This is a genomic window from Paracoccus aerius (assembly GCF_014656455.1).
GTDB classification, from domain to species: domain Bacteria; phylum Pseudomonadota; class Alphaproteobacteria; order Rhodobacterales; family Rhodobacteraceae; genus Paracoccus; species Paracoccus aerius.
On the sequence record NZ_BNCL01000018.1, the window covers coordinates 1 to 15655 of the forward strand.

General features: G+C 62.1%; 12 protein-coding genes and 5 pseudogenes. 10 read left to right on the plus strand and 7 right to left on the minus strand.

Translation table 11 applies throughout. The features are described 5' to 3' along the window. Window positions 1-83 precede the first annotated feature (83 nt). Window positions 84-623, minus strand: a pseudogene (locus tag IE224_RS16465) (IS30 family transposase); the annotation flags it as partial. A 304-nt stretch (window positions 624-927) separates the two neighbouring features. Here IE224_RS16465 and IE224_RS16470 point away from each other — a divergent pair. The 5 genes and pseudogenes from IE224_RS16470 to IE224_RS16490 all read left to right on the plus strand — a co-directional run. After that, a complete protein-coding gene (locus IE224_RS16470) occupies window positions 928-1530 on the plus strand; it encodes a VPLPA-CTERM sorting domain-containing protein (RefSeq protein WP_191311928.1) in 603 nt (200 codons plus the stop codon). A gap of 247 nt (window positions 1531-1777) precedes the next feature. Then, window positions 1778-1975, plus strand: coding sequence for a hypothetical protein (locus IE224_RS16475; RefSeq protein WP_191311930.1), 198 nt, complete (start codon window positions 1778-1780; stop codon window positions 1973-1975). A gap of 360 nt (window positions 1976-2335) precedes the next feature. Further along, entirely contained in the window at window positions 2336-2515 is a 180-nt protein-coding gene (locus IE224_RS16480; RefSeq protein WP_191311932.1) for a hypothetical protein, read from the plus strand. 99 nt (window positions 2516-2614) lie between these two features. Further along, window positions 2615-3283 (plus strand): sugar transferase, encoded by a 669-nt coding sequence (locus tag IE224_RS16485; protein ID WP_191311934.1) that lies wholly within the window; start codon window positions 2615-2617, stop codon window positions 3281-3283. 362 nt (window positions 3284-3645) lie between these two features. Beyond that, window positions 3646-4047 (plus strand): annotated as a pseudogene (locus IE224_RS16490) (ABC transporter ATP-binding protein); the annotation flags it as partial. Here IE224_RS16490 and IE224_RS21410 read toward each other — a convergent pair. Continuing rightward, on the minus strand, window positions 4035-4223 hold the full coding sequence (locus IE224_RS21410; protein WP_373305574.1) for a mechanosensitive ion channel family protein: 189 nt from the start codon (window positions 4221-4223) through the stop codon (window positions 4035-4037). The pseudogene IE224_RS16490 and the gene IE224_RS21410 sit on opposite strands and share 13 nt — an antisense overlap. 119 nt (window positions 4224-4342) lie before the next feature. Here IE224_RS21410 and IE224_RS16495 point away from each other — a divergent pair, with 119 nt between their 5' ends. After that, window positions 4343-4510: a hypothetical protein gene (locus IE224_RS16495; protein WP_191311938.1), complete on the plus strand. Its 168-nt coding sequence runs from the start codon at window positions 4343-4345 to the stop codon at window positions 4508-4510. 173 nt (window positions 4511-4683) lie between these two features. Here IE224_RS16495 and IE224_RS16500 read toward each other — a convergent pair whose 3' ends face one another. Both IE224_RS16500 and IE224_RS16505 read right to left on the minus strand, forming a co-directional pair. Then, window positions 4684-6486: a CHASE2 domain-containing protein gene (locus IE224_RS16500; protein ID WP_191311940.1), complete on the minus strand. Its 1803-nt coding sequence runs from the start codon at window positions 6484-6486 to the stop codon at window positions 4684-4686. A gap of 10 nt (window positions 6487-6496) precedes the next feature. Beyond that, a complete protein-coding gene (locus IE224_RS16505) occupies window positions 6497-10168 on the minus strand; it encodes a TonB-dependent receptor domain-containing protein (protein WP_191311942.1) in 3672 nt (1223 codons plus the stop codon). A gap of 169 nt (window positions 10169-10337) precedes the next feature. Here IE224_RS16505 and IE224_RS16510 point away from each other — a divergent pair, with 169 nt between their 5' ends. From IE224_RS16510 to IE224_RS16520, 3 genes and pseudogenes are all read left to right on the plus strand, one after another. Further along, window positions 10338-10889, plus strand: coding sequence for a Pycsar system effector family protein (locus IE224_RS16510; protein WP_191311944.1), 552 nt, complete (start codon window positions 10338-10340; stop codon window positions 10887-10889). Between the two features lie 148 nt (window positions 10890-11037). After that, window positions 11038-11199 (plus strand): annotated as a pseudogene (locus IE224_RS16515) (IS110 family transposase); the annotation flags it as partial. A 43-nt stretch (window positions 11200-11242) separates the two neighbouring features. Continuing rightward, a pseudogene (locus IE224_RS16520) lies at window positions 11243-12031 on the plus strand (IS5 family transposase); the annotation flags it as partial. Window positions 12032-12221: 190 nt separating this feature from the next. Here the strand turns inward: IE224_RS16520 and IE224_RS16525 are convergent. The 3 genes from IE224_RS16525 to IE224_RS16535 all read right to left on the minus strand — a co-directional run bounded on the left by IE224_RS16525 (window position 12222) and on the right by IE224_RS16535 (window position 15174). Next, window positions 12222-13166: a glycosyl hydrolase 53 family protein gene (locus IE224_RS16525; RefSeq protein WP_191311946.1), complete on the minus strand. Its 945-nt coding sequence runs from the start codon at window positions 13164-13166 to the stop codon at window positions 12222-12224. Window positions 13167-13537: 371 nt separating this feature from the next. Further along, complete coding sequence (locus IE224_RS16530; RefSeq protein WP_191311948.1) at window positions 13538-14413, minus strand: NAD(P)H-hydrate dehydratase; 876 nt, start codon at window positions 14411-14413, stop codon at window positions 13538-13540. After that, a complete protein-coding gene (locus IE224_RS16535) occupies window positions 14410-15174 on the minus strand; it encodes a histidine phosphatase family protein (RefSeq protein ID WP_191311949.1) in 765 nt (254 codons plus the stop codon). Before IE224_RS16535 ends, IE224_RS16530 begins: the two co-directional genes overlap by 4 nt. A gap of 179 nt (window positions 15175-15353) precedes the next feature. Between IE224_RS16535 and IE224_RS21415 the strand changes: the two are divergent. Then, window positions 15354-15509: pseudogene (locus IE224_RS21415) on the plus strand (IS3 family transposase); the annotation flags it as partial. Between the last annotated feature and the right edge of the window lie 146 nt (window positions 15510-15655).

The following is a 15655-nucleotide window of genomic DNA, read 5'->3' on the forward strand; positions in this document are numbered from 1 at the left end:
TACCTCCTCCACGCTGGTGCTTTGCAACATCACCATCTTGGCACATCGCGATGCCGTTTCGGGGTGAGGTATCCACACCATCAGTTGCCGAACTGGCTCCGGTCGTTGATCTCGGGCGGCCGGTTGTGAATGCTTGTTTCCGCGGGGAAAACCCGGTTGCGGGGTGAGCGGGCATAGCGCGGCTTCCGCTTTCGGCGCCGCTCGGGCAGGAGGCGCGCCAATTGCGCTGACTGGCCTTCGGCCGAATAGACATACTGGTAGATCGTCTCATGGCAAAGCCGGTGCGGAGCCCCAGGTTCGATCCTGAGCCGGCCTGCAATCTGTTCCGGAGACCAGCCTTCGTGCAGACAGCGGATCACTTCGGCGCGTAAGTCCGGAAGACGCTCGAGCTTGCGCCGGCGGGAACGCCTGCGGTCGGCCTGGGACTGAGCCGTCACATGCCAGTAGCCATCAGCCTGCGGGACATCCTTGTCATGCCACCAGTTGCGCTTGACTTCGCGGGTGATGGTCGAGCGACTGCGGCCGAGCATCTGCGCAATCTTCGTCTTCGGCACCTTGGCCTGCAACAAACGCGCTATCACGCGGCGTTCGTCCAGCGTCAGGTTGGTGAAAGGGCGCCTCATCACATCCTCCTGAATAGCTTCAGGAAACTATCGAGTGATGCATTCCAGAATGGAATGTGCCGCCCTACAGCTATTTTCGACAATAATTCGTCTTATGGAACATGAGGCGTGCGTCAGCTGTGTGTCGTGGGTGATCGAGAACAACAGCATAATTGGTTAACGGCCTGTTCTTTTGGTCAATTTTAGCAAGACAAGCAAAAGATCGAATGCGCGAACAGACACGCCGCATGTAGACAGGATGTGGCATCCTCCGTGTCGGGTGTCTGTCAAGCTGGTCTCTTTTCCTTGTGCATAAAGGTTTGTCATGAGTTTCTGCAAATTTCTTGCTGCTGCGTCTTTCGCGACCGCGCTCAGTGTCAGCGTCGCATCCGCCGCGACCTTCACCATCGATCCGGGTGATGTGACGGTTTCTGGTAGCGACTTCTGTTTCCCGGGCAACTGCAAGCTCGACGGCTCGATCAAGGGCGGCAGCTTTGATCTTGATACCGTGGGCGCCACAGCAACGCTCTCGGACCTGTTTGACTGGCAAGTGGTTACCAGCAGTCCGTGGGCTTCGGGCGTCGGCAAATACCACGTGAACGCAACCCTGAACTTTTCATCCCCCTCGCCTGCCTCGACCAGTGGCTCGGGCTATGCCGGCTTCATTACTCTTCTCGGGTCGGTCTCTGGCGGTGTCCTGGCTTGGACGTCAGGATCGGGCATGGTCGATTTCGCCGATGGCTATCGGCTGAGCTACTCCTTGAAAGACGCGCTGAAGCTTGGCTTTGGCACGGGGACCACGACTGGCGCCACCTTCACGCTCGAAGAAGTTCCGGCGCCTGTTCCCCTGCCGGCCTCCGCTCTTCTGCTCCTCGGCGGCATGGGCGTCCTTGGAGGCATCCGAGCCAAGCGCCATCGCACTGCCTGAGCCCCGTTGCCTTGAGCGCTGCACTGCCCTGCTAACTGCGAGCGTTCAGCTTACTGATGACTGCCTGCCTGCCAACCTCAGCCCGCCTCCCATGGCGGGCCTTTTTTATGACGAGGATGCCAGGAGCAGTTCGGATTGATCAAAGGCCTGTGCAACTCAAGGTGTTTTTCGCTTCATGGTTCACGGTTTATTTACAACCTATAGGCGATTAACCGCTTATCGATGAACCAAGGAGCTACCGCGAGCCATGCGCAGAACCATGACAGCAACAACGCTTCAGGACTATCTCTCCTCGGCCCATACAACACTTCTGCTTTGTCGCGCTCACGCGGATCGCTTTGCATTGACGAATGAAGAAGCCCAGGATGTTGCACAACGCATCGCCCTCAGCATTGCCGAACTTGAGGACCTGTACCAGGACATCGATCGACAGCTGGCGGCATAGGCTCGGCATGACCTGCTGACGGACTTGGCTGCACCTGTAACAACAGGCACTGGATCTTTGGGACCTGAAATGGTCTTCCTCTTTGAAGACGAGGCTGAAGCTTGGTCAACAGGTAAAAGATCTCGCCTCAGCGGGGGATCTTGACCAGTTCCTGAAGGGAGAGCGGGATGGATAAAGGCTACGGACCTCCCGCCCCTCCGTCTGCGCTTTTGTGGAGCGGCTCCCCGACAATTGGTGATCAGGCCACGTCTTTCTCCGCACGATCACCCGGCAGCCCTTTAGCCTATACAAAAAGGCAAATTGGCCAATAGACAACCTCCGGTTATAGAGAGGATGTTCGCTACAGTTGTAGGTATTTCCATGTTTGGCTCTGAAACCACCTTCGCGTTTCGTCCCGCTGTGTCTGTCGATGACTGGAAGGTCATCATGTCGGCGATCAGCGCCTATTCCCACAATGCAGAGTACCGTGAGCTTCTGGGGCGTCTGGAACGCCAGGCGAAGGTCAACGGGATCGCAACGCCCGCGCCCCGACTGTCCTGATGTCACAAGTTGAGCACGCACTGAGGTCAGTCTGACTTCAGAGAGTGATGGCGGTTTCCATCACAATTTTAAGCCTTTGTTCGTAAAGAGTAGTTTGTCATGTTTGTTCAGCAGCTTTTGGCTGATGGCCCGGCTCGTATTTCAGTCTTTGTCCCGCGTCACGGACTTTACCGCAGCTCGCTCAAGCGGCCGCTGGACCTCCTCCTGGTGCTGATGGCCTTGCCGGTTGTCTTGCCGCTGGTGCTGGTGCTGGCCCTGGTCGTTCTCATCGATGGCGGCAATCCCTTCTACGCGCAGAACCGGGTTGGCCGTGGCGGGCGCCGCTACCGGATGTGGAAGCTGCGCAGCATGGTGGTCGATGCCGACACGCGGCTGCAGGGTCATCTGGACGCCCATCCCGAGGCGCGCGCCGAGTGGGAAGAGACCCAGAAGCTGCGCCACGATCCGCGCATCACGCGGTTCGGTCGTCTCCTGCGCAAGAGCTCGCTGGATGAGCTTCCCCAGCTGTGGAACGTTCTGATCGGGCACATGAGCCTGGTTGGCCCCCGTCCGATGCTGCCTGAACAGCAGGCCCTGTACCCGGGGTCGAGCTACTACGACCTGCGGCCGGGCCTCACTGGCCTGTGGCAGGTCTCAGAGCGCAACCAGTCCACATTCGCCTCACGGGCCATGTATGACGACAGCTACGATCGATCGATCAGCCTGCGCACAGATGCCCTGGTTGTCTGGCGCACCATCGGCGTCGTGCTGAGGGCGACGGGCCTCTGATCCCTGTCATGATTGCCTGAAGACAGGCGCAGATTTCCAAAAGACGCTCGTTCACCTGCCCTTGCGGGTCGCCCCTCGGGCCGGCAGAAGCACTAGGCCAAGTTGCTCCAAAGTATAGCCGTGCTGTTCGGCAACGCGTTCAAGATCAGCCGCCGCCGCGGCGTGTTTCAGGGCAGCTTCGGTCTGCTTCTCTTTCTCAACTGCGACCGCCGTGCGTGCCTTGTCCAGCCGGATCACCTCGGAGTTGGGAGCTTGCCCCGTGCCCCCCGCAGGCACGGGTTCGTCTCTCTGCTTCGCATCGGTGGACGACGGTGCTTCTTGGGTGATCGAGGCTCTTCTGAATGATCTAACCCTTGAGCAGCGGAAAGGTCGTCTTTGAAAAGCGTCCCTTATCTGCTTGGCGCGCGCGCGACTTTGCCCGCCGCCTTGCCTTCCTGCCCCAGCACCCCCCTGCCGCCGAAGGGATGACCGTGCGCGAGCTGGTGGCGCTTGGCCGGTATCCCTGGCATGGTGCACTTGGCCGCTTCGGCCCGCAAGATCACGCAGCCGTCGCCCGCGCCATGGCGGAATGCGGGGTTTCCGACTTGGCTGACCGGCTGGTTGATACCCTGTCAGGGGGTGAACGTCAGCGGACCTGGCTGGCCATGATGGTGGCGCAGGAGGCGGGCACCCTTCTATTGGACGAGCCGATCAGCGCGCTTGATATTGCGCACCAGGTCGAGGTTCTGGGTCTCGTCCGCCGCATGTGCCATCAAACAGGACGCTGGTGCCAGCGTCGGAGCAGCCGAGCCTCTCCCCGCCAGCCATAGCGCGCCAGCGCCCATGTCAAAACCAGAACGATAAGGGCGGCAATGAGATTCGGCAGAAGGGCCACCAAGCTGCCCGCCAGCCGTGCAAGCTCGAACTGCAGGATGCGCAGTGGTTCAATGTCAGAAAGCATCGGCTTCTGGTGCGCTCATCATCCTCGGAACCGGCACGCTTTCTGCCTGCTTTCACTGCTGTAACCGCATCTTCCACCGCCCGCACAAGCGGCGCTGAAGCGATGCAAGGGGGAGAAGAATGGAAGAGAAGCTCAGAACGGCAATCATTGATGAACTCAAGCGTCAGGCAGACATAGATCCGGAACTTGATTTGCAGCAGGATGGTGATCGCCTTGTCGTAAATGGGCCCGTCGACCTAGACGCTCTTGTCATGGTCATCGCGGGTTCGGTCGCTGGTGGGCCCTAGCCTGAAGAGTCTCAGAACCACCTGCACGATGTCTTGATCCCCCTACCCGCTCGGCCGAGTGCACCTCTATATCCTCATGATCCGCAGCCGCGCCCCAGCGGAAATCTCAAGAATGGACGCTAGGGCTGTAATTGTTCTAAATGATGAGAAACCCAAAGACGTTGGTGTGTCTTTCATGCCAAGGTAAAGACCCGCGTCGCTCTTGTTCGGCCACGCACATTAACATCGGCCAACGGGCGTAGTCCCCCGTCTCGCCCGATCGCCGCAGCAGTCGCCTCACCAACGACTAACGGAACCCCCATGTCCTTTGTCATCCCTTCTAAACGCGCAGCCAGGTTGACTGCGTCACCAATCGCCGAATAGTCGAAGCGGGTGCCTGAGCCCATGTTGCCCACGATACAGGTTCCGGTATTGATACCGATCCCGATCGACAGCGGGGCTATCCCCTCGCGCGCAAAATCGTCGTTCAGAATGGCAAGCGCTGCAATCATGCGGCGGCCTGCGGCAACCGCGCGGGCCGCGTGGTCGGGTACGTCCAAAGGCGCGTTCCAGAAGGCCATCAGGCAGTCGCCGATATACTTGTCGATCGTACCGTTTTCGGCCAGGACGGCCTGGGACAATGGTTCCATCAGCCGGTGCAGGATCATGGTCAGCCTCTCCGGCTGAGCCTGCAGACCCTCGGCCAGGGTAGTAAAGCCACGGATGTCACAGAACAGGACCGTAATCTCGCGGCTTTCGCCCCCCAGTCGCAGGGCGCCAGGGTCAGCTGCCAGCCTTTCGACAAGCGCAGGGGAAAGGTAATGGGCAAAGGCGCGGGTTAGCCCCGCGCGCAGGCGCCGTTCAGCGGCAAAGTCGCGCAGGGTTTGTCCCGCTGCGGTCACGGCGAAGGCAGCCATTGGCGCTAGGGGCGGAAACCACAGCCGCCCCAGTCGCAAAGCCAGCCAGCAGGCCAGCGGCAGAAGCGCAAGCCCAAGAACCAGCGACAGGATCTGCCACCGTCGCGCGCCCAACGACAGAAGCGCCATCGCCAGCATCGCTGTCAGGACATTCGCACCGATGCGGGGCGACAAACTTACCGGCCGGATCCAATCCCCGGCCGCAAGGTTTGCGGCCAGGGTGGCATGGATCTCGGCCCCCGCCACCAGCGACCCGGAACGCACTGTCGCCGGAGTCGTGAAGGCGTCGCCGCCGCCCTGGTCTGCAGTCGGGGCAGCCTGAAGGCTGAAGCCCACGATTACATCACGCCCTGCAAAAAAACCGGGTGGAAGAAACGCATCAGGATCAAGCGCCTGATAGTAGGACACGGTGGGCGTGCTGCGCGCGGGACCATAAAACTGGATCAAGGCTTCCGGCGGCGCGACCGGCACTGCCAGGTCCCGCCGCTCAAGCAACGCACCGGAAAGGCTGTCCGGCTGCTGCGGAAAGCGGCGTACAGTCCCGTCGCGGTCCAGCGGAATGGTTGAAACGCCCGCTACCGCACCCGCCTCAAGAAGCGCCGGAAGCGGGTCGGTTCGCAAAAGCTGTATTGCTTGGGGCGTCTCAAGGACGCGTTCGTCGGCGGCCAGCACCGTATCCGGCCCGACTGCAGCAGCCAGGGCGGCATCAGCCTCAGGCACTGATGGATCGGCAAAAACCAGATCCAGGGCTATGGTCCGCGCCTCGGCGTCGCGCAGCGCCGTCACCAGCCGCGCATGGATGTTGCGGGACCAGGGCCACTGCTGTGCTACTTCCGCAAATGACGGCTCGTCGATGGCGACGACCAGGGGGGTGCCGGCGGGCCTGGGCGGTGGGGCGATCATCGACAGGTGATCGAAGGCCCGCGACTCCAGCAGCTGCCAGGCCGGCAACTGCGACAGAACACTGGCGGCCGCAGCCGCGGCAATCGCCAGGACGCTGAGGCCCGCGCGGCGCTTTTGCTTGGTGACAGGGCTGGTGCCGCGCAGGTCTGTCCACCAGGGACGGGGCGAGGTTGCCATGATGTCCTTGTCAGAACCTGATCCTGAGCGTGGCTTCTATGGTCCGGCCCGCGCCCTTTACCCCCGGCGCGACCTCGAAAGGCTCGTCCAGCAAATTCCACACATTCAGTTCTGCCAGAAAACGCTGGTCACGAGACTCCCACACCGCTTCAAGATCGGCAGTCCAGGCGCCGCCCACGCGCCCGCCGGTCTCGTCCCCGATCCGGGACCCGATCCAGTTCGCCGACAGACTGGCCCGGATGTTCGCCGGATGGACCCAAGTCAGGCCAAACCGTGCAGCGTCGTCGGGCACGAAGGGCAGGCTTTCGCCAAAGGTCGCGCTTGCCGGGTCGCGGTTCTGACTGGCATTTCGCACCACCGTCGCGGAAAGGCCAAGCCCGTGTGGCAGCTTGTAGTTAGCCGTGGCTGCGATCCGGTCCAGCCGCCCATCAGCCACGTCGAGCCAGTCGAGGCCGGTCGGAACGGGCACCGAGATATCGGTAAATTGCTGCCGCTGCACATCCACCGAGGTAAACAGGCGGTCACTCCATTCCGCATCCCATCGCAGGATCGCGGTCCTCGATCGTCCACCCGGATCCAGAGGCATCCGGCTGGGCTGCAACGCGACAATTCCGAGGGGTGCAAGGGTGGTGTCCCCGGTGCCGGTCGTCTCGGCAATCCAAGCCGCGCGCAGCCAGTGCCGTTCTGCCGGCTGCCACGAGATGCCGATGCGCGGATCCAGCCGGGACAGCGTCACTCCACCGTCGAAGCGCAACGCAACGGCGCCTGCTTCCACAGCAAAGCCGGGCATGACCTCGTGGTTCACGTTCGCCCAGGCGCGAGCCACGTCAAAGGCTAGGCTTTGGCCTTCGCGCGTGACGCTGGGCACCGGGCCGGTGATCGTGATGTCTTCCTGCGCACGCGATGCCTTGACGTGGCCCGCCTCGATCCCGGTTCGCAGCACCCAAGGCCCGCGGCCATAGCGCCAGCCAAGAGCCGCCATGCGCGTGCTTTGCGATGTATCGGCGGCAAGGTTTCGAAGGCCCAGGATCTGACCCGTTGCCACCGAGGCAAGAAGACCCGTTTCCTCGGTCTGCTGGCTGGCCCTTGTGCCGAAGACGGCTGCCTCGAGCACGTTGTGCCAACCGAAGCTGTGGCTCCAGCCAAGCCCTACGCGATCCACGCGGGTGTCGCGGCGGCGGTTGAAAAGAATGGCGTCAAAGGACAGCAGCGGTTCGTCCAGAAGGATCAGGCCATTGTCGATCTGGGAGCTGTCGCGCGCCGTCTGGGCATAGAATACGATATGGTCATCATGTGTGACGCTGGCGGTCGCATAGGCAAGGCCCGACGTCACCCGCTGGTCAAGATCGAACTCGGACAAGGGGATTAATGATCCGGACTCGCGCCAGCTGCGCCTGTCCGCCTGTCCGTCCTGTTCCAGCATCAGATAACCGCTGACCGGCACGGGACCATGGCCGAAACCCTGCAGCTCAAGACTGCGGGTGCTGCGGGCGTCCGCCTCGGTCATGACTGTCCCAAAGCCTACCGTTGCCTCCACAAAAGGACGGCGCAGCACATCATTGCCGCGCTCGCGTCCCGCAAGGATGCCGGGGGACAGCATCAGCCCCTGGAACAGGCCGGAAAACCCCGAAGCGTCCGGTGTGGGATCGACAATTTTCCCGCCATATCCGAGGCTGGAGGCGACAGGCAGAGCGCTGCCTGCCACGGCCTGATCGATCAGGCTTGCGCCATCGAAGGGGTCGAACACTGCGTCGCCATAGGATCGACCCCAGGCATCCAGGCCCTGCAGCCGAAAAGCCTGGTTCAGCAGCGACCCTTCCGTCCGGTTGGCCTCGGCCCCCGCAAAATCGCCGCCGCGTGCGCGGGCGCGGCGCATGGCGGATTGTGCGGCGGCGATGGCGCGGTCGGCCTCGTATTCATCGATGGCAAGCGAGGCTGCGGCTTGCGCCGACACCGGATCGTTCGGGTCAAGTCGGTCTGCATTATCAAGCGCCTGCTGGGCCAGTTCGCGCTCTCCGGCGGCGATATAGGACGCTGCCAACAGCAGAAGGCCTTGGGAATAGGAAGGGTTTGCCGTTGAACCTGCCAGTAAATCGTCCTGAGCTGCAGCGATGTTGCCCCGCTGGAGGTTCCAGCGGCCACGCGCGAACAGCGCCACATCGAAGGCAGGATCCAGGGCAAGCGCCTGGTCAATCAGCGGCCCGGCTTTGTCGGGGCGGTCCTGATCTAGATAAAGGAAAGCGAGATTGGCATAGGCCACCGGATCCATCGGCTGCAGGGTGATGGCGCGCTGCAGCGCCGCCTCGGCCTCACGGTTCGCACCCAGGGTGGATTGCACCGCCCCGATGTGGTTCCACAGCGACGACATGCCCGGGGCCTCGGCGACTGCGCGGTTCAGTACCGCCAGAGCGGCAGTATGGCGCCCCTCGAAATCCGACAGAAAGACGGCCTGAGCCTCCAATGCGCTTGGGTCGTCGGGGTCAATGGCAAGCGCCCGGGCGATGGCGGCCTGCGCCTGGCTGCGGTCATCCACCAGCATGGCAAGCCGCGCCCGGGCAGCGGGCAGAACCGCCTGATCCGGGAAACGCGTCTCGGCGACCGCCAGATCCCGAAGGGCAGCAGGGATGTCCAGCAGGACCGCCTGCGCATAGGCATGAGCAAGCGACCCCGAGGACGTTCCAGACCCAGGCGGAGGAGTTCCGACCCGAGTGGGATCGGTAAGAGCGCGGGCGAAATAGCTTGCATGATCGGCCACGGCCCTGCGCTCTGCATCCAGACGCGGTGCCGCCGCCGCAAGTAGCCGCTGGGCATCGCCGTAACGGCGTTCGTTCGCGGCGATAAGCCCTTCGACCAGGTCCAGCCGCGCCACCAGCTCGGGCTGCGTGACCTGGGCCCGTGCCTGTGCCACCCGGGCCCGCGCTGCCTCGGCTCCCTCAAGCGCGAAGGCCACCTCGGCCGCAGTCACAAGATCGGCCGGGCTGCGCGCCTCCGCGTGCAGTTCTTCAAGGCGCGCCCGCTCGGCCCGCAGGGTAGCACTGGGAAAAGGCGACGGGGCAAGTGCGGAGAACGCCGAACGCAGGGACAGATAGGTCAGCATCTGTTCCCGGTCGGACGGGTCAGTGATGACAATTTTGGTCGGCGCCTCGCCGATCCCGGCGGCGGCGGCCTCGCCCTGGCGAACGGTGACCGAGCCTTGTGGGTTGCTGAGGCTGACAATCCCCTCCAGCACCGTCAGCGATGTCCGGTCGCCTTCCACAGTCAGAGAGAAGTCCGTTCCCCGGATCGCCGCCGCGGCCGCCGGGGTTTCGACCAGAAGCCCCTGCCCGCCGCGCGCGGCCCTGCCCCACAGCGTGCCTCGCTGCAGTTCGAACACGCTGTCCGCAGCCGCACCCACTTTCTTGACGACAATCGTGGTGTTTCGCGCCAGCCGCATCTGCGTCCGGTCCGCGAACATCACCGCGAGATTGCCAGTGGCGTTGGTTCGCAGCACGTCCCCTGCCAGCAGATCCTGTGCCAGTTCGACCGCCGTCCAGCCAGACAGATCGATGAACTGGACTTCCTCGCCGGACCTTCGGGCGATAACGGATCCTGCCGGGGTTGCTCCGCGCGTCAAGGGTTCAGCGAATGCCGGGTTGACCAGCAGACAGACCACGGTCAGGTGCCAAGGCAGGCGGAGAGACATAAACAAAAAACCCGATTACGGCCTCACGGTTCTGTTATCCGACTACCCGTGCCATCGGTCAAGCTGTCCGTCAGACAGTCGGATTAAGTTGTCGCACTATCCAACCGCATGATAAGCATCACGTTGAGTTGTTGCATCTTTAGTAGGTAACCCGGTGAGATCCGAACCCATGCCCGATGCGCCGGGACCAGACGCGCCCGGCGCCGAGGCACTGCCCGAAGCTCTGCCCGGTAATGATCCCTATTGGGAACATCTCAAAAAGGTCAACGATGTCTTCTACGACCAAATAAAGACGGCGGATCAGAAGGCCGCCTATCTGTTCACCTTCATGGTCGCCTTCCTGCTGGCCTCGGCCGAGGGGCGGGACATTTTTTCACTGCCCACCTATCGCACTGCCTCACCGCTGCAAGCGGTGATCACTGCGGTCATGGCACTGGCGGTCCTGCTGACGCTGTTTTCAGCCCTAGGGGTGGTCCTGCCGCGCAAGCTTGCAAAGGGGACGTCCTTGTTCTGGGGCGCTTGGCCGGAACAAGGCCACCGGATGCTGTCCGCGCGCGAAAAGGCTGACACGAGCTTCCTCTTCGATGAATACGCCCGCAATGTGGAAAATCTGGCCACTCTTGCCAAACGCAAGTTCCGCCTTGTTGGCATAGCCTTTCGAGGCCTGATGATTTGGTTGGCCTGCTATGTGCTTCTGCTTGCCACAGCCCCAGCTAGCTGAGGCTCAGCATAGCTCATGAACGGTGGGCAACAGCTATAGACTTGTGAGGTCTCTGACGATGTGACCGCCCCCCGATGGCTTCAGATGTGCCGAAGTCGGTCTGCAACGATCCAAAAAAGGAGAGGGGTCATGTCGGTGACTATCACGGTTGGGGCTCGATCTGGCAAAGAATGTGTTCCAGGGGCATGAAGCTGACGGCGCAGGGCAGGCCGTTCTACGCAAGAAGTTGAGGCGGGCCAATACACGGGAGATTTTCGGCCCGCTGCCCTCTTGCGTCGTGGCGATGAAAGCCAGTGGCGGCGCCCACTTCTGAGGGCGTCTAACAAAACCGCTGCTCAGGCGTTAAGGGAGCCATGAGCAAGCCGCTTGTATCTGATGATCTGTGGGAGGCCATCGCTCCGCAGCTGCCAAGGGAGCGGCCGATGTCGAAGGGCGGCCGCCCTCGATGGAAGGACCGGCTGGCGGTGGCGGGCATCATCTTTGTCCTACGCTCCGGCATTCGCTGGGAGATGCTGCCGCGTGAGTTGGCTGCTCAGGCATGACCTGCTGGCGAAGGCTGCGTGAATGGCAGACAGCCAGCGTTCAGACCAAGTTCCACCGCGTGCTGCTCGAGCGGCTGTCGGACACCGGGCATGAGGACTGGAACCAAGCATCCCTCAACACCGCCGCCGTTGCCGCGAACAGAGGGATGCCGAGATCGGCCCGAACCCTACGGATCACGGTAAAACCGGGCGCAAAGCGCCATCTTTTGGGCGACCGCCGCGGCAGCGCACTCGCGGCGCGCCCGAGCCCGGCCAATTGGCGCGTACAGCATGATGTCGGCACCCGCTCTGGATAGAATGCCTGGCGTGCGCCATGGACGTGGCCGTCCGCGCAAGCGCCCTGACAAGCTTCACGCCGACCAGGCCTAGGACCCTCACCGCTGCCGGAGCGAATGCCGGAAGCGGAGGGTCACGCCCCGCATTGCCCGGCGAGGCATAGACAGCAGCGAAAGGCCGGGCCAGCACCGCTGGGTTGTCGAGTGAACGCTGGCATGGCTCAACCGCTTTCGCGGCCTTGCTATGTGCTACGACCGGCGCGCCGATATCCACGTAGCTTTCGTGATCCTCGGCTGCGCTCTCGTCTGCCTCAACCAGATCAGAGAGATCGGTTGGGGGTTTCAAAGCAGGGATCCGGGCAAGCGCCGGCACAGTGGACTGGACAATGATGCGGTCCGCAACTCTCAATCGACGTGATGTCGCCTATTTGTCAAAAGCCTCAGACGGATCAGCCTGGCGCTTGGCTCAGAGGCCATCCATGCCGCGCCCAGGTGGGTACGCAAGATCCATCCTGTTAGACTGCAGCGATGGCTCTTTGTTCTGCGAAAGCCGCTGAAAGCTCGGGATCAACCGAAAGATCACTTCGGATCAGCCCGTGGCTCCAGCGGGAGCGGGAGCGCGGCGCACGCCATGGAGGGCAGTCGATGATTGGATACCAGCAGACCCCGGCGATATCCACCCCTTGTTCTTTGGCGAGGGTGACCTCGTTCAGGACGTATTGAAGCCAATGCCTCTTGTTGAAACCGGGATGGCGCCGGTGATGGACCGGATGCCCATCGTGCCAACTTGTTTCAGACACTATCACGGGTTTACCATAGCGGCGCCACGACTTCAGCAGGACCTTTGAGAGAACGGTTCGCGCCGTGTGGGGATAGTAATTGACCCCTATGACATCAACATTAACGGCGGAAACGATCGCATCGCTCGCCGCGAACTGACGTTCACCGATGCCGGTGATCGGATCATTGGTCAGAATGCCGACGCAGGGATGATGATCCCGGGCGACCTGCGCCATTGTAACAGCCATCTCTACGGCTTCGCGAACCTGCATGCCCGCAAGGGCCGGGTAAAGCGCAGGTTCGTTGACAGGGCACAGCCAGAGACGCTCAGCAGGAGAGATGTCATACGCGGCTTTTGCGATGCTCTGTGCCCAGCGGACAGGATCCTGATTGCGGTGATAATGGGACAGATCCCAAATGGCCTGAACTCCGACGCGATGTGCCGCCTTTAGCCGCTCGGCTGCGTCATGTCCCGGAACCAGCCCGTCTCTGATCGTCAAAAGTCCATGGTCGCGGGCGATCCGCAGATGGGCCTGCATCCTGTCCATCGGCGTGTGGCGGGTCGTACAGAGCAGGTCGTGCCGCCCGCCATGGACCAGCCCGCACTCAAACCCCGCCATCAGATCAGATCGGAAAAGACGATCCCCGACCGGCAGGGACAGTTGTGTCAGCGCATTCATAGAGGATGTTCAGTTATGGGGCAGCGGATCTAGGCCGATCTTCGATGAGGCGCAAGCAGTGGATAACGCCCTGCGGGCAGCGTTATCTGGACGTGGACTTCGCAATGCCGAGACATGCAGAGCAGGATGCCAAAGGCCGTGGCAAGAGGCGGCAGACCGGCTTACGTGGTGCTGTCTTCAAGGTTAACTCGTCGCCTACTGGGGTACGGTCTCATCGAAGGCGGGAGCACGGCTTTTGTGACGTCATCAACCCTTTCCCGCGCAAGACCCGATGGTGGAGCACTTGCCACGGATTTCGTCCAGGATGGCAAGACAAGTGGCCTGCACCCTGGTGGTCTACGGGGACTGCAAGAAGTGGCTTGGCCTCTGAATCAGAACCCACGCATCAAGCTCGGCGTCTCGGCGGGAAGCTGCCGCGCCAGAAAACCCATTGGCCCGTGACGCTCAGACAATCTGCGTCCCGCTTCCCCATGCAGCCAGACGCCCCAGCAGGCGGCCTCCCAGTTTATAAGACCGCGCGCGCTCAGCCCTGCGATAATTCCGGTCAGCACATCTCCGGAACCGCCGGTCGCGAGTCCCGCGCCGCCGCCGCCGTAAAGCGCAAGTTCACCGTGCGGATTTGCCAGCATTGTCGTCGGCCCCTTCAGGACCACCACAGCGCCTAGATCCTTCGCCAGGCGCAAAAGCACTTTTGCACGGTCTTTTGTCACCACATCCCTGTCTTCGCCGGTCAGCGCCGCCATCTCTCCGGCATGAGGCGTCAGGATCAGGCGGCCTGTCATCCGGCGCAGCAATGGCAGGCGGTCATGACCGGCTATCACGGCAGCCGCGTCAAGGATCACGCTACGGGCATTGGCGCGTGGCAGGACCGCGTCAAGCACCTGTCCCGCCGCATCGGCAGATCCCATTGCCGGGCCAATCGCCAGGCAATCGCAATGATCCAGCACCTGTTCGACCGGGTCCGTGCCGGCAATTTCGCCGGTCGCGTCCGATGGCAGGGCGAATATTCCGGCCTCGGGCAGCAGCACACCCAAGGGGATCGCCAGCATGTCCGGCACAGCCAGTTGCACCTTGCCGGCGCCAGCTTGAAACGCCGCCTCGGTGGTAAGGCGCACCCCACCCGGCACCCGCGTCGACCCGCCGATCAGCAACACGCGACCGCGATCATTCTTGTCGACGTCACTGTGAACCGGCAGCGGATGGGCCCGCAGCCATGCGCCGTCCAGCGTGATCGGCGCGTCGCTCATCCTCGGCGGCCGGCGAGCGCATCGGGGTTGGACGTGACCGGTGTCTTGTCGGCCACCATCGGCGCGATAACGTTGTAGCGCAGCAACTTCATTTCGCCGTCGCCTTCGCCGGTTTCCGCAAAACAGTATTCTGTGATCGAGCAGTTCGCTACGTCCCCCTCAGCGTCAATCGCCAGAATTTCGTCTTCGGTCATCCCTTCGATGATATAGCGCAGGCAGAGGACCACGACCTGATGCGCGACGATCATGACCCGACAGCCGCCATGGTGAAGCCCAACGGTGTCAAGCAGTGACCGCAGGCGGAAAATGACGTCGCACCAACTCTCCCCTCCGGGTGGGCGGTGGTAGAACTTGCCAAGAAGCAGGCGCAGCTCAGCTTGCTGCGGTTCTTCCTCGCGCACGCCCATTGTCGTCAGCCCGTCAAGGATGCCGAATTCCTTCTCGCGCAGGCGCTCATCAAGACGCAGGCCCAGGGAAGCCCGGCAACCGCCGGCTTCCCGGAATATTTCGGCAGTCTGTCGCGCCCGCAGATAAGGCGAGCACATCAAGACATTGGGTCGCGCGCCTTCTTCCCCTTCGGCAAACCATCGCCCTAGCGCACGCGACTGATCGCGCCCCAAGGCTGAAAGCGGGATATCCACGTCTCGTACGCGCAGGTCGATGCGATGTTGTCCGGCCTCATGGGCCTTGTCGCGGGCGACATTGCCTGCGCTCTGCCCGTGGCGCACCAGCCACAGCCGCTCCGGCCATCTCGGCGTCATCGTGATACCTGTCCCACCATGACATACCCCTCGCACGGTGTCAGAGGCCAACGAGTGAAGGTGCGTAGCGGTTCAATTCCTGAAAAGAAATCATCATGCGTGGAGTAAACTCCTCAGGCTGAACCTGAACTGGCCCTCATTTGACCGGACACCAGGCATAACCATAGAGGCTTAGGCATATGCCCAAGCACGTGCTTATGTCGGAGATCGAAATTATCACCGATGGCGGCCGCCAGCGCCGCTGGACTGCCGCCGAGAAATTGCGAACTGTCGAGGAGACACTCGATGGGCAGGCCAGACTGATACTCCCAGTACTCGTAAGGCTGAAGGGTATCTGCGCAACTTGTTGGTCCTGAGGCGCGATAAACTGCAGCTACGTTCCAAATATACCGAGTCATTATTTGGATATCCTGCCCTACCCGGAGTTCTGAAAAAGCCAAGAGCGACAAGTAATGTTGCCGGTTCACGACGAATGTAAGTG